This window comes from Salinivibrio sp. ML323 (genome assembly GCF_001995745.1).
Classification (GTDB): domain Bacteria; phylum Pseudomonadota; class Gammaproteobacteria; order Enterobacterales; family Vibrionaceae; genus Salinivibrio; species Salinivibrio kushneri.
The window spans coordinates 1-14,228 of the sequence record NZ_MUES01000005.1 but is presented as its reverse complement, the minus strand read 5'-3'; the positions used below and the strand labels follow the sequence as shown (position 1 = coordinate 14,228).

Sequence of the window (14,228 nt, the reverse complement as noted above, 5' to 3'; positions counted from 1 at the left end):
CGCGAAACACAGAAGCGGTTCGCTAAACACCTTGCTCATTGAACACACGATCAACAATTTGTTGCGCTTCTTGCTCGATGAGACGTAAGTGATCATTGCCTTTAAAGCTTTCACAGTAGATTTTGTAAATATCTTCTGTCCCGGAGGGGCGCGCTGCGAACCAGCCAAATTCTGTGACCACTTTCAAACCGCCAATAGCAGCGCCATTGCCCGGCGCATGCGTCAGTTTGGCGGTAATGGGATCACCGGCTAAGGTCTCTGCCGTCACCATATCGGGATTGAGCTGACTGAGCACCTGCTTTTGCGCTGCATTGGCAACCGCTTGTAATCGGTTATAGGCTGGATCGCCATGCTTGCCGGCGAGTTTCTGATAATACGCCTGCGGTGTAAGTCCTGTTACCGCCAGAATTTCTGCCGCCAGTAAGCAAAGAATGATACCATCTTTATCCGTTGACCATGGCTGCCCATCAAAGGTTAAGAATGAGGCGCCAGCACTTTCTTCTCCGCCAAAGCCAAGCGTTCCTTCACTCAAGCCAGGCACAAACCATTTAAAGCCGACGGGCACTTCAACCAGCGGACGGGCGAGATCGCCAACCACCTTATCAATGATCGCACTGGACACCAGGGTCTTACCCACGCCTAAATCGGCTGACCACTGCGGACGGTGACGAAATAAATAATCGATGCACACCGCTAAATAGTGGTTAGGATTCATCAAGCCAGCCGGAGTCACAATGCCATGGCGATCGAAATCTGGATCATTACCAAATGCCAAATCATAATCGTCCTTGTACGTTAGGAGTCCAGCCATGGCGTATGCTGAAGAGCAATCCATACGAATCACGCCATCACCATCGCGAGGCATAAAGCCAAAGGTTGGGTCGACATGATCATTAATCAGGGTAATATCGAGTTGATAATGCGCGGCAATTTGCTGCCAATAGCGGATCCCGGCTCCCCCCAAAGGGTCGACGGCAAGTTTTAATCCTGCCGCCTGAATGGCCTTGATATCAACGACATGCTCCAGCCCTGCGACATAAGGCGTCACTAGGTCTTGCTCCTGGTAGTAAGCGCTTGCCCGTGCTTCGTCGATAGCCAATCGTTGAACGCCTTCTAAGCCGGCATCAATATAGTCGTTGGCGCGTGCTTCAATCGATTTTGTGATAGCGCCTTCTGCTGGGCCACCATGAGGTGGATTATACTTGATGCCACCATCTTGCGGCGGATTGTGTGAAGGGGTGATCACAATCCCATCCGCTTGCTCAGCATGATCACGGTTATAAGCCAGAATTTGTTGAGAAATGCCCGGCGTTGGCGTATAGCCCTGCTCGGCTTGCGCAATAACCTGTACCTGATTGGCCGTTAATACTTCAACCACGGCACCGAAGGCGGGCTCAGAAAGCGCATGAGTGTCTTTTCCTACAAAGACAGGGCCAGAAATACCGCGCGCGCTGCGCTCATCACAAATTGCTTGTGCAATCGCGAGAATATGGTCGCGATTAAATGTGGTGTTCAACGCGCTTCCACGGTGGCCTGACGTCCCAAACGCAACACGTTGCGACGGATGACCTGGACGTGGTTGAGTCTGGAAAAAACGCGTCACAAGCGCCGGAATATCACACAAATCTTGCGGGTTCGCGCGCTGTCCGGCTTGAGGATGCACTGCCATAATTCTCTTCTCCCATGAGTGGCATAGATTAAATCGCGTTCACAACCTTCTCAGTCAAATCACTCGGGAACTGCATTTTTTCCATAAGCTGCTCCACCATCTGACGCTTACGGCCAGTATTCGTGTTGGTGATGACCCAAAAAGGTGTTTCTGGAATCTGCTTGGGTTTGGTGGTTTTGCCGCTTTCTAATAAAGTTTGTGGATTATCGGCAAAATACAGACGGGTACGCCCTTTTAGCGCCATACCATCTGCGAATCCTTGTTGGTCAACACGGTATAAGGTGGTGAGGATCAGCATGAAACGACCAATCGCTCGTTCTTGGGCCGCAAACTCATCTGAAATCAATAACGTTCGCATCGCTTTGACACGATCGACGGACGCACTGCGCCCAGCATCTTTACTGACAACAATACCGCTAGAACGAGAGGACGTCGTCGGCGCAGCCTGAGTGGGCTGCGGTGCCGAGTCCGACAGCAGTAAGCGACGCAGGATGTCTGATGCGCTTTCGCCAATATGCTGAGTTTGGCTGGCAATATACCGGTATAGATCGTCGTCAACCTCTATCGTCTTCATTGTTTTTCATCGCGTCCTGTTTATCGTTTAACGGGGCGATTATACAGAGATAGATAGGTATACTCTACGTTAAAGCCAGTAATCTGAGAGAAAAGCAACGTGTTATTAAACGGAAAGTCTCGCGGTGAGGGCTCACCGCTTGTATTGATCCACGGTTTATTTGGTGATCTCGACAATTTAGGCGGGCTCGCCAAGACACTATCCGAGCATTTTTGTGTCTATCAAATTGATCTACCTAACCATGGTCGCTCCTATCATACACAGGACACAGATTATCGAAGCCAGTCCGATGCCGTGGTCGCGTGGATGGATGCACAACAGCTTGAGTCAGCCATTATCGTTGGCCATTCAATGGGTGGCAAAGTGGCGATGGCCGTCGCTCAGCGCTTCCCAGAGCGCGTCGAACAACTGGTGGTGATGGATATTGCCCCAGTCGATTATCAAGTTAACCGCCATGACAACGTGTTCAAGGCATTGCATCAGACGCAAAGGGTGACACTGGAAAGCCGCCAAAAAGCGCAAACCATGATGAATGAAACGATTGAAAATCCAGGCGTGAGCCAATTTTTATTGAAATCACTCTATAAAACCGATCACGGTCACTACGCCTGGCGCTTCAATATTGATAATCTTTATCACGGCTATCGTGACATCATGGGGTGGACAGATTTTGGCCAATATGCAGGCCCCACTCTGTTTGTCAAAGGGCAGAACTCTGAATACATTCTGCCAGACCACCGCGAGGCCATTATCGCTCAGTTTCCGCATTCAAAAGCACATATGGTGGCAGGCACGGGTCACTGGCTACATGCTGAAAAGCCAGCGGTGGTTGCCAACGTCATCGAACGTTTTTTAATGCCGAGCGAGCGTTAACAGTTAAGTGACCCTTGTGATATATTGCGCCGCATAAGTCGGTGCTCATTGGAGGCACGCATGCTTTACGAGCACTTTCAATTGCTCGAGAAAATAGGTCTAGATCTCGTCTTCGCCGCGATTTTCTTTTTTATCGGCATGGCAATTAAAGACGTGTTACGTGAGGGCAATGTGCCAGTATTCGGCCGACGGATCGTCTGGTTTGTGCTCACACTAGGCTGTGTCGGCTTTATCGTAAAAGGTGTGATTCAGTTGGTTTGGGAGGGGGTCGGCATCGGCTAACCCTAGCACTGAAGTCACTGGTTAATCATATAGGTTTGAAAAAGCGACGCTTTTTCTTTAATTCGAGTTAGTTGCAAACAGCAACCCACTGACAAAACGGGTGTTTTTTATATGGCGAGTGTAGGTCTCTTCTTTGGTAGTGACACGGGAAACACGGAAGCAATTGCAAAAACCATTCAAAAGCAGTTAGGCAAACAAATGGTTCACGTGCAGGATATCGCAAAAAGCAGCAAAGAAGATATTGATAACTTCGATTTGCTGCTGATCGGTATTCCAACATGGTATTACGGTGAAGCACAGTGCGACTGGGATGACTTTTTCCCAGAGTTAGAGCAAATTGACTTCTCAACAAAACTCGTGGCTATTTTCGGCTGTGGCGACCAAGAAGATTACGCAGAATACTTCTGTGATGCCATGGGCACCGTCCGCGACATCATTGAAGCGAAAGGCGCTACCATCATTGGTCACTGGCCAACTGAAGGGTATGAGTTTGAAGCGTCGCAAGCGTTGGTTGATGACAACCACTTTGTCGGCTTGTGTGTGGATGAAGATCGCCAACCTGAACTGACCGACGAGCGTGTAAGCAAGTGGGTAAAACAAGTTTATGAAGAAATGTGTTTAGCAGAGCTTGAAGACTAAGTTTTGCTTATCAAACGCCAAGGATGCTCAACCTTGGCGTTTTTTGTCTAATTCAACGCAAACGGGTCGGTCACGCAGCTTGTTTGCTGGCTGCATCTAGATACTGACGTTTCTTCCTCACGTATAGGGTGCGCTTTACTTCCGCGACCACGTCACCATTTGCATCTTTCACATGTACCACGAACTCTGGCAACACCTTATCGCCCCGTCCTGCTTGTTGTTGGATATCGGTTAACACCGCATCGCTGATCACAAAATCTGCGTACAAGTCCGTGGTTCCCGGCTTAATAAAATTGATATCAGCTTGCTTGTCCCACACATGGTACTGAGGACCGAGAATGCCCATTAACATCAGCGCATAGACAGGATCAGTCAAGGAGAAGATGCTACCGCCATACTGGGTACGGTTAGCATTTTTATTCCACCAGCGGAGTTTCAAACGCATATTGACACGTTTAAAATCCTGGCTAATGGCATCAATGTGGATCCCTGCGCCCCAAAAAGGTGGCCAGCTGTTAAGTGCCCACTTAACAATACGTGGTTTGTAGAAGCGATACATGTAAGTTGACATCCTTATCTGGTCTAACCAGATAATATTTACATCTAGTAAACATTGATGCAACCACAAATGATCAATTTTCCCCCTGAGAACGCATGTCGAGAGTAGCGAGAGCAGTGCAATTTTGATAGGCTTGTAAGATATTTTCCTTGCTAATCCAACTGTCTTAACTCAGGCAGAAAACAGGTAGATACACATGTCAGACAATAACCAGGCGTTGAAGCAAGCTGGGCTCAAGGTCACCCTTCCACGGCTCAAGATCCTAGAAGTGCTGCAACAGCCAGATTGCCAGCACATCAGTGCCGAAGACCTGTATAAGAAATTAATCGATCTAGGTGAAGAAATTGGCCTAGCGACCGTGTACCGCGTACTGAACCAATTTGATGATGCAGGCATTGTCACGCGTCACCACTTTGAAGGCGGCAAGTCCGTATTTGAACTGGCGACCCAGCATCATCATGATCATCTGGTCTGCCTTGACTGCGGTAAAGTGATTGAATTTTCTGATGATTTGATTGAAGAGCGTCAGAAAGAAATCGCCGCGCGCTTTAATGTGCAACTAACAAATCATAGTTTGTATTTGTATGGCCACTGTCAGGAAGGTGACTGCAAAGCCGATCCATCCATTCACAACGCTGACTAAATCAGTCATATGTGTCTTAAAAAGCCGGCGTGATAATCACGCCGGCTTTTTATTATTTACCTTCTATCTTCGCCCAGGTATCACGTAAGCTCACCGTCCGGTTGAAGACAAGCGCATCCTCACGGCTATCTTTATTATCTACACAAAAATAGCCTGTACGCTCAAACTGGTAGCCCTTTTCGACAGGCGCATTTTGCATGCTTGGCTCGACAAAGCCATGCTGTACCTGTAACGACTCAGGATTAATGGTTTCCGCGAAGTTGTCCGCGCTGGCCGGATTTGGCACCGTAAATAAGCGGTCATACAATCGGAATTCAGCGGGTAACGCCTCAGCCGCAGAAACCCAATGGATCACGCCTTTCACTTTTCGCCCATCGGCAGGATCTTTACCGAGGGTGTCTGGATCATAGCTGCAATATACAGTGGTAATATTGCCCTCATCGTCTTTTTCACAACGCTCCGCTTTTACCACGTAGGCATTGCGCAAACGTACTTCCTTCTCCAGTACCAGTCGCTTGTACTTCTTGTTGGCTGATTCACGGAAGTCTTCTCGCTCAATCCAGATCTCGCGCGAAAATGGCACCTGGCGCGTCCCCATCTCTGGCTGATTGGGATGGTTGGGTGCATCAAGCCACTCCACGTCATCGGCTTTGTTTTCAATCACCAGTTTAATGGGATCGAGCACCGCCATGGCGCGTGGTGCATTTTCGTTTAAGTCATCACGCACGCAAGATTCAAGCGCACTCATTTCAATGGTGTTATCTTGCTTAGTCACACCAATACGCTGACAAAACTCACGAATGGAGGCAGGCGTGTAACCCCGACGACGCAAGCCTGAAATAGTCAGCATACGCGGGTCATCCCAACCGTTTACTAACTGCTCCTCCACCAGTTGGTTCAGCTTACGTTTAGACATCACGGTATACTCGAGATTCAAGCGGCTGAACTCATATTGGTGCGGCGTACAGTCGATAGTGATGTTTTCCAATACCCAATCGTATAGGCGTCGGTTATCTTGAAATTCGAGAGTACATAAAGAATGCGTGATCCCTTCCAGTGCATCTGAAATGCAATGAGTAAAGTCGTACATTGGATAAATGCACCACTTGTCGCCAGTCTGATGATGATGCGCAAAACGAACACGGTATAAAACCGGATCCCGCATCACCATAAAGGGGGACGCCATATCGATTTTAGCACGCAAACAGGCCTTACCTTCGGCAAACTCACCCGCTCGCATTTTTTCAAACAGTGCCAAATTCTCTTCAACCGAGCGTTCACGATAAGGGCTGTGCTTGCCCGGCTCGGTCAATGTGCCACGATACTCTCTGATCTCGTCAGGCGTCAGCTCTTCAACGTATGCCAACCCTTTTTCAATCAGCTCAACCGCGTAGCCATAAAGCTTATCAAAGTAGTTTGAGGAGTAACGCACCTCTCCTGCCCAGTCAAAGCCCAACCATTGGACGTCACGCTTGATAGATTCAACGTATTCCACGTTTTCTTTTTCTGGATTGGTATCATCAAAACGCAGGTTACATTCACCCTGATAGTCTTGTGCGATCCCGAAGTTCAAACAAATTGATTTGGCATGGCCGATGTGCAAATAGCCATTCGGCTCAGGCGGGAAACGTGTCACGACCGCTGTGTGTTTCCCTTCCGCCAAGTCTTTATCAATGATTTGGCGAATAAAGTTGGTGGGACGAGCTTCAGCATCACTCATCAAGGTTACCTCGTATCAAAAATGCGAATTTTAAAGCTACATAGGCACTATGATCTCCTATTCCGCGCTGTGACTCAACCCGTTGTTGTCATTGTCATCGCGGTGCAGGCCTATTTGTTACTTTTTTGCTCGAAAAGGGTGACAGCGCACCTAAAAAAGCGCCCAGCTGTTAGCTGGGCGCGTTGTTCAGATTATTGTGGTGCTGTACCCCATTTAAGGCAGCGCGACTTTTGACAAATCTTCATCTTCTGGGATTTGTTTCAGTTCACCGGCAATGATTTCTGCTAGGGGGCCAAGAATGACCTGCAAGTTATTCTCGCCAAGCTTGACGACCCCCATCGCCCCAATCGCTTTCAATTTCGCTTCATCAACCATCTCGCGGTCGGCAACCGACAGACGCAGACGGGTAATACAAGCATCAATTGATGTGAGGTTTTGATGACCACCAAGGGCTTTAAGGTACTTACGTGCCAGTTCGCGATTATCGCTCGCTTCACCCGTATTGGCGCTCGCCGGTGCACTTTCTACTGCATCATCTTCTCGGCCTGGCGTTTTCAGGTTCAAGGCTGAAATCGCGGCACGGAATGACACATAGTAGAGCGCAAAGAACACAAGGCCCAAAATAGGTAGCATGTACCACTGGTTAGCCACCGGGTTTTTCGATGACAACACCAAGTCAACTAACCCTGCCGAGAAGCCGAAGCCTGCCGTCCAGTCGAAAGTGGCGGCGATGAACAGTGAAATACCCGTTAACAGCGCATGCAACACAAACAACAAAGGTGCGACAAACAAGAATGAGAATTCGAGCGGCTCAGTCACCCCAGTAAAGAAAGACGCAAAGCCAGCGGCAATCATGATAGACGCAACACGCGCTTTATTCTCAGGACGCGCAGTATGATAAATTGCAAGTGCAGCACCTGGAAGACCAAACATCATGACGGGGAAGAAGCCTGCCATGTACATGCCTGTGGTCCCTTTAATCGCTTCGCCTGTTTCAAGGCCTTGTGCTCCCATCCAGAAGCGGCCCAAGTCGTTAATACCGACGGTATCGAACCAGAACACGGCGTTAAGCGCGTGGTGCAGACCAACAGGGATAAGTAGGCGGTTAAAGAAGCCATACACACCGGCACCCGCCGCACCCAGATTGGTGATGCTTTCGCCAAACTGAACCAAGCCACCAAAAAGAACAGGCCAGACAAACATCAATACAAATGAGATGATGATCGCCACCAATGAGACCAAGATCGGCACCAAACGCTTGCCGCTGAAGAAAGCCAAGGCTTTTGGCAATTCAACCCCGCTGTAGCGGTTATACAACTCAGCGGACACCACGCCGATCAAGATACCGATAAACTGGTTGTTGATTTTGCTAAAAGCAAGCTCATTGTTGCCGACTGAAATATCGACCAAGCCAATTTGACTCACCGCACCAGGCGCACACAGTGTAGTGATAACCATAAAGCCAACAAACCCTGCCAGAGCGGCGGCGCCGTCTTTATCTTTTGACATGCCATACGCCACACCAATGGCAAATAACACTGACATATTGTCGATAATCGCTGCCCCTGATTTAATCAAGAAAGCAGCTAAGGCGTTGTTTCCACCCCATCCAGTTGGGTCAAGCCAGTAGCCGACCCCCATCAAGATCGCAGCTGCTGGCAATACCGCAACCGGTACCATCAGCGCACGACCTATACGTTGTGCATAACCAAGAATATTCACCGTCGTTCCCCCTTTATATTTTTCTGTGTCCACCACGCTAGCGCTCGCTACGCGGTTAGACATCTAACTTGGACGCTTGCCCAAGGACTTTTGTTAAATCACTTCTTTTGTAAAGCAATGTTAGTCAATTGCAGTTTATGTCAATAAATTCGCCTCGCAAATTAAACCCGCGTTATTTGTGAGAATCATCACCAAACCACCCCATATACAGAGAAAATTGTTAGCCTGATCATAAAACTTATTTTATGATGAAAATAAATAAGCATATCCGTTATGCTATGGCCACGAACTACGCATTGATAGAACGAGGTGACCCATGCGACTCATTCCTTTACAAACCAGCCAACAAGTCGGCCTATGGTCGGCTCGCTATATCGTTGATACCATCAACACGTTTTCGCCGACTGCCGATAACCCCTTTGTTCTGGGCTTACCCACGGGGGGGACGCCACTCAACACCTATAAGCAACTCATAAAACTCCACCAGCAAGGTGAAGTCAGCTTCAAGCACGTGGTGACCTTTAATATGGACGAATACTGTGGGATCCCTGCTGATCACCCACAAGCCTATCGTACCTTTATGTACCAAAACTTTTTTAACCATATTGATATTCAAGAAAAAAACATCAACTTGCTTGATGGCAATGCGACCGATGTCGATGCCGAGTGCCAACGCTATGAAGAAAAAATCAAGGCATACGGCAAAATCCATCTCTTTATGGGTGGTGTGGGTAACGATGGTCATATTGCGTTTAATGAACCCGCGTCATCATTAGCCTCAAGAACACGGATCAAAACCTTGACCGAGGATACCCGTGTGGCAAACTCTCGCTTTTTTGATAATGATATCAATCAAGTACCTAAGCATGCGCTCACTATTGGTGTCGGCACCTTATTAGATGCAGAAGAAGTCATGATCTTGGTGACAGGACACAATAAAGCCCAGGCACTTGAGGCCGCGGTGGAAGGCTCAGTGAACCACTTATGGACAGTATCAGCGCTACAACTGCACCCAAAAGCGATGATTGTGTGTGATGCGCCTTCAACAGCAGAACTAAAAGTAAAAACTGTGAAGTATTTTCAAGAGCTTGAAGCCCAAAATATACACCATTTATAAGGAATTGAAGCATGTATGCGTTAACTCACTGCCGGATTTTTACTGGCCACGAGGTGTTGGATGATCATGCCATCGTGATTCGAGAAGGCCTGATTGACGCCGTCTGTCGACAAGACGCCCTACCCAATAATATTGCCACGCGTGGGCTCAACGGTGCATTAGTCAGCCCAGGCTTCATTGACCTTCAGCTTAATGGCTGTGGCGGGGTGATGTTTAATGATGCCATTACGCCTGACACCATCGCGACCATGCATCAGGCTAACCTTAAGTCAGGTTGCACCAATTTTCTCCCCACCCTGATCACTAGCTCTGATGCCGATATGCAAGCCGCCATCAGCGCCATGCGGACGTACCAACAACAGCACCCCCATCAGGCGCTGGGGTTACACCTTGAAGGCCCTTATTTGAATATCGAAAAAAAGGGGATACACAGTGCTGACTATATTCGCCCAAGCAAGAATCAGATGATCAACTACTTGTGCGACAATGCGGATGTGATTGCTAAAGTCACCCTCGCGCCTGAATTGGCACCTGCGTCACATATTCAAGCCCTTAAGCAAGCTGGTATCGTGGTTTCTGCTGGCCATACCAATGCCACTTACGCACAAGCTAAGCAAGGCTTTACCCATGGCATTTCCTTTGCCACGCACCTGTTTAACGCGATGACCTCTATATCAGGCCGTGAGCCAGGCGTCGTCGGTGCTATCTACGATACACCGGATGTTTACACTGGCGTGATTGCTGACGGCTTTCACGTTTCATACCCTAACATTCGTCTCGCACATAAAGTAAAAGGTGAGAAATTAGTGTTGGTTACGGATGCGGTTGCACCAGCAGGAGCAGACATGGATCACTTTATTTTTGTAGGTAAGAAAGTATATTACCGTGACGGTAAGTGTGTTGATGAAAATGGCACGCTTGGCGGCTCGGCTCTGACGATGGATCAAGCGATTTATAACAGTGTTGAGCATGTAGGGATCGCCTTGGATGAAGCTTTGCGGATGGCTACGCTCTATCCCGCTCGCGCAATCGGTATCGAACAACACTATGGCAGCATTCGTCCGGGGAAAGTTGCGAATCTTGCCATTTTCGACCGAGCAATCAACGTTCAAGCGACGATCGTAAACGGACAATATCTACAAAGCTAGGACACCTATGACTGGCGGAAAAATCGGGAATGTCGATCTTGTAAAGCAACTTAACGGAGCTGCCGTTTATCGATTAATTGATCAACAAGGGCCTATTTCACGCATACAAATTGCCGATGTAAGCCGATTGGCGCCGGCAAGTGTGACCAAAATTACCCGCCAACTGTTAGAAAGAGGTCTGATTAAAGAAGTGGCACAACAAGCGTCGACAGGCGGACGTCGTGCCATTTCTCTCACCACCGAGTGTGCGCCCTTTCATACCCTTGCGGTACGACTGGGTCGTCACTTTATTGAGTTGTCTTTGTATGACTTAAGTGGTGCCTCGTTGGCTGAACACGGCGAAACCTTCCAGTACCATGATCAAGACGAGCTTGTTCAAGGCTTGATTCATATCGTTAGTCAGTTTTTGGAAACGCACCAACACGCACTCCGAGAACTGATTGCGATATCCGTAGTGATGCCTGGCCTGGTTGACCCTGATTCAGGGGTGGTCGAATACATGCCCAACATCAATATTAAACAACTTGCGCTTGCTGATACCTTGCGCGAAGAATTTGGTGTGCAGGCTTTCGTTGGCAACGATATCCGCGGACAAGCATTGGCGGAGCACTACTTTGGGGCGAGCCAAGACTATTACGACTCTATGCTAGTCAGTGTGCATCATGGTACTGGCGCGGGGATCATCGTCAATGGGCAAATTTTTCTTGGCCAGAACCGGAATGTGGGTGAACTTGGTCATGTACAGATCGATCCACTGGGTAAAAAGTGTCAGTGTGGCAACTTTGGCTGCTTAGAAACCGTGGCGTCGAACGAAGCGATCATTGAACACGCGCAACAGCTGCTTGCACAAGGGCATCCCAGTAGCCTCAGTTATGATCAAAGTCTGACTATCGAAGCGATTTGCCAAGCCGCAGAGCAAGGTGATGAGTTGGCGCGCCAAGTATTGGTGAAAGTCGGTAATCATCTGGGTAAAGCGATCGCGATGACCGTCAATCTATTTAACCCACAGCTGGTGGTCATTGCGGGCAAGATTACTGCAGCAAAAAGTGTGGTCTTCCCTGCCATTGAGCGCTGTGTCGAGAATCAATCATTGCCGAGTTTCCACGAAAAGCTGGCGATTGTTAGCGCAAATCTGGAGGCTCAGCCTACAATGGCTGCGTTTTCCTTAGTCAAGCGGGCGATGCTTAATGGTGAGCTCCTACAAGAGCTGCTAGAAGAGTAAGACGTTAGTCAGAAAGCCGAAATTGCCTGGCTGACACCAGTCAGGCTTTATCTACCTGCGATGAGCGTATGCATAAAGCCTCGCTGATACGCCGGCATACTCACTGGGAGTCGAGCACTCCCCTCTTTATTCCGTCCCGCCTATTGCATCCACGCCTCTAGTCACTCAGTCAACACCCTGTCTTGAGTCACCTTTTTTAAGTCAATCTGTTTATGTCACCCATGCAGCAAAAGGCTGGAAGCTTTCGTCGATCGGCGCTTCACCGCCACTGTCACTATGCTGTCGGTTCTCACGCTTCCTGATTTTACATTCACATACTGACCACAAAACGTGTACATTATAGCCACGTTAGCGACAACGCCTTGTCTCACTCAACTTTAGAATAAGTACAAGATATGGAACTGGTTTTTATTTCCGCCGCATTTATCAGTGGCTATGCATTAATGCGCTGTCATCTCCCGCCATTGGTTGGCTTTCTTATCGCGGGCTTTGTCCTGCATGCCATGGGCTACCAGTCGACACCGATGATCACGCAGTTGGCCGATCTGGGTGTCACCTTGCTGCTGTTTACTATCGGCTTAAAGCTTGATGTCAAAACCTTGCTTGCCAAAGAAATCTGGTTTGGAGCCACGGCCCATAATGTCCTGACAACCGCCTTTTTTACTCTCGCGCTAATGGGCCTTAAAGCACTGAGCATTCCTATGCTGTCAGGCATGAGTCTATCTGAGATGCTGCTGCTTGGCTTCGCGCTTTCATTTTCTAGCACCGTCTTTGCCATCAAAGCGCTGCAAGAAAAAGGGGAGCTGAATGCCACCTATGGCACCTTGGCCATCGGTATGCTGATCATGCAAGATATCTTTGCCGTGATTTTCCTCACCGCGACATCGGGCAAAACCCCCGAACTGTCCGCCCTCCTCCTCTTTGGTTTACCTCTGCTAAAACCGCTATTGGGTAAGCTTTTGGACAAGGCAGATCACGGTGAAATCTTGGTTCTTTATGCCGTGTTCCTCGCCCTCGTGGCTGGCGCGGGGCTGTTTGAGGCGGTAGGGATTAAACCTGACTTAGGCGCGCTTATTCTCGGTATGCTGCTTGCCAGTCACCCACGTGCATCCGAAATGGCCAAGTCACTGTTTAATATGAAAGAGCTGTTTCTGGTTTGCTTTTTCCTCAACATTGGCTTATCCGAGCAGCCTACCTGGCAGAGCTTTAGTTTTGCACTGATCTTGATGTTATTACTGCCCATCAAGGGCGTACTCTACTACTGGATCGTCAGCGGCTTTCGATATCGAGTTCGTACGGCCTTATTCACCACGCTCACCTTATTCAACTTCAGCGAGTTTGGACTTATAGTGGGTGGCTTGGCGTATAAAACAGGACTGATGCCCGGCCCGATCCTGGTTTCCATCGCCATTGCGGTATCACTCAGTTTTGCCTTTTCCGCTCCCCTCAATACCTTTAGTAACCAGCTGTATGGGTGGGCGTCACGTTGGCTGCCTGAACGTGCCCCCGACAAGCTTCACCCCAGTGATCAACAAATCAATCTCGGTGATGCCAACATATTGGTACTCGGGATGGGACGCATTGGCTCAGGTGCCTACGACGAACTTGCCACCACACACCACCAACCGATTGTGGGGATTGACACACGAGAAGACTCGGTGACGCGTCATCAGCAAGAAGGACGACGTGTCATTTTAGGCGATGCAACCGACCCCGACTTTTGGTCGCGGGCGGTGTCTGATGGCAATATCTCGCTCATTCTACTCGCCATGCCTCATAGCCATGCCAATACACTGGCGCTCGAGCAAATTCGGCAAACGGGATTTAATGGCAAGGTTGCCGCCATTGCTAAGTACCAAGACGAGCTTGATCAACTTAAAGCACTTGGCGTGGATGAAGCCTTTAATATCTACCAAGAGGCGGGTAGCGGCTTCGCGCGCCACGTAAGAGACCGCTTCTCTCACCCGGATAGCTAGCGCCCCATGGCGACACGACTCACGCACAAGCCTCGTTGCTTGTGCGTTTTTGTATAAAAACTGCACCATTTTTAAATTTAATTC

The 14,228-nt window shown here is 48.9% G+C and carries 13 protein-coding genes; 8 read left to right on the top strand and 5 right to left on the bottom strand.

Annotation, left to right across the window (positions count from 1 at the left end; genetic code table 11):
• Positions 1-22 precede the first annotated feature (22 nt).
• Both pgm and seqA read right to left on the bottom strand, forming a co-directional pair.
• Entirely contained in the window at positions 23-1,669 is a 1,647-nt protein-coding gene (gene pgm / locus BZG13_RS05005) for a phosphoglucomutase (alpha-D-glucose-1,6-bisphosphate-dependent) (protein ID WP_077485561.1), read from the bottom strand.
• A 28-nt stretch (positions 1,670-1,697) separates the two neighbouring features.
• Positions 1,698-2,243: a replication initiation negative regulator SeqA gene (seqA, locus tag BZG13_RS05000; RefSeq protein WP_077485559.1), complete on the bottom strand. Its 546-nt coding sequence runs from the start codon at positions 2,241-2,243 to the stop codon at positions 1,698-1,700.
• A gap of 99 nt (positions 2,244-2,342) precedes the next feature.
• Between seqA and BZG13_RS04995 the strand changes: the two genes are divergently transcribed.
• The 3 genes from BZG13_RS04995 (at position 2,343) to fldA (ending at position 4,037) form a co-directional block, all read left to right on the top strand.
• On the top strand, positions 2,343-3,116 hold the full coding sequence (locus tag BZG13_RS04995; RefSeq protein WP_077485557.1) for an alpha/beta fold hydrolase: 774 nt from the start codon (positions 2,343-2,345) through the stop codon (positions 3,114-3,116).
• Between the two features lie 60 nt (positions 3,117-3,176).
• Positions 3,177-3,398, top strand: a complete 222-nt coding sequence (locus tag BZG13_RS04990) for a DUF2788 domain-containing protein (protein WP_021022467.1) — start codon at positions 3,177-3,179, stop codon at positions 3,396-3,398.
• A 111-nt stretch (positions 3,399-3,509) separates the two neighbouring features.
• Entirely contained in the window at positions 3,510-4,037 is a 528-nt protein-coding gene (fldA, locus tag BZG13_RS04985; protein WP_046073566.1) for a flavodoxin FldA, read from the top strand.
• Between the two features lie 70 nt (positions 4,038-4,107).
• On the opposite strand, the gene BZG13_RS04980 is transcribed toward fldA, so the two are convergent.
• On the bottom strand, positions 4,108-4,608 hold the full coding sequence (locus BZG13_RS04980) for a DUF4442 domain-containing protein (protein ID WP_077485555.1): 501 nt from the start codon (positions 4,606-4,608) through the stop codon (positions 4,108-4,110).
• Between the two features lie 184 nt (positions 4,609-4,792).
• Between BZG13_RS04980 and fcrX the strand changes: the two genes are divergently transcribed.
• A complete protein-coding gene (gene fcrX, locus BZG13_RS04975; RefSeq protein WP_069361401.1) occupies positions 4,793-5,239 on the top strand; it encodes a ferric iron uptake transcriptional regulator FcrX in 447 nt (148 codons plus the stop codon).
• A 52-nt stretch (positions 5,240-5,291) separates the two neighbouring features.
• Here the strand turns inward: fcrX and glnS are convergent, their stop codons facing one another.
• Together glnS and nagE are read right to left on the bottom strand one after the other, a co-directional pair.
• Positions 5,292-6,959, bottom strand: a complete 1,668-nt coding sequence (glnS, locus tag BZG13_RS04970) for a glutamine--tRNA ligase (RefSeq protein ID WP_077485553.1) — start codon at positions 6,957-6,959, stop codon at positions 5,292-5,294.
• Positions 6,960-7,172: 213 nt separating this feature from the next.
• A complete protein-coding gene (gene nagE, locus BZG13_RS04965) occupies positions 7,173-8,681 on the bottom strand; it encodes an N-acetylglucosamine-specific PTS transporter subunit IIBC (RefSeq protein ID WP_077485755.1) in 1,509 nt (502 codons plus the stop codon).
• 316 nt (positions 8,682-8,997) lie between these two features.
• On the opposite strand from nagE, the gene nagB reads away from it, so the two are divergent.
• From nagB to BZG13_RS04945, 4 genes are all read left to right on the top strand, one after another.
• The gene (gene nagB / locus BZG13_RS04960) at positions 8,998-9,798 is read left to right on the top strand and encodes a glucosamine-6-phosphate deaminase (RefSeq protein WP_077485551.1); all 801 of its coding nucleotides are present in this window, start codon (positions 8,998-9,000) and stop codon (positions 9,796-9,798) included.
• A gap of 11 nt (positions 9,799-9,809) precedes the next feature.
• A complete protein-coding gene (nagA, locus tag BZG13_RS04955; RefSeq protein ID WP_077485549.1) occupies positions 9,810-10,946 on the top strand; it encodes an N-acetylglucosamine-6-phosphate deacetylase in 1,137 nt (378 codons plus the stop codon).
• Between the two features lie 7 nt (positions 10,947-10,953).
• The gene (gene nagC / locus BZG13_RS04950; protein WP_077485547.1) at positions 10,954-12,168 is read left to right on the top strand and encodes a DNA-binding transcriptional regulator NagC; all 1,215 of its coding nucleotides are present in this window, start codon (positions 10,954-10,956) and stop codon (positions 12,166-12,168) included.
• A 395-nt stretch (positions 12,169-12,563) separates the two neighbouring features.
• On the top strand, positions 12,564-14,144 hold the full coding sequence (locus BZG13_RS04945) for a cation:proton antiporter family protein (RefSeq protein ID WP_077485545.1): 1,581 nt from the start codon (positions 12,564-12,566) through the stop codon (positions 14,142-14,144).
• The last annotated feature ends 84 nt before the right edge of the window (positions 14,145-14,228 follow it).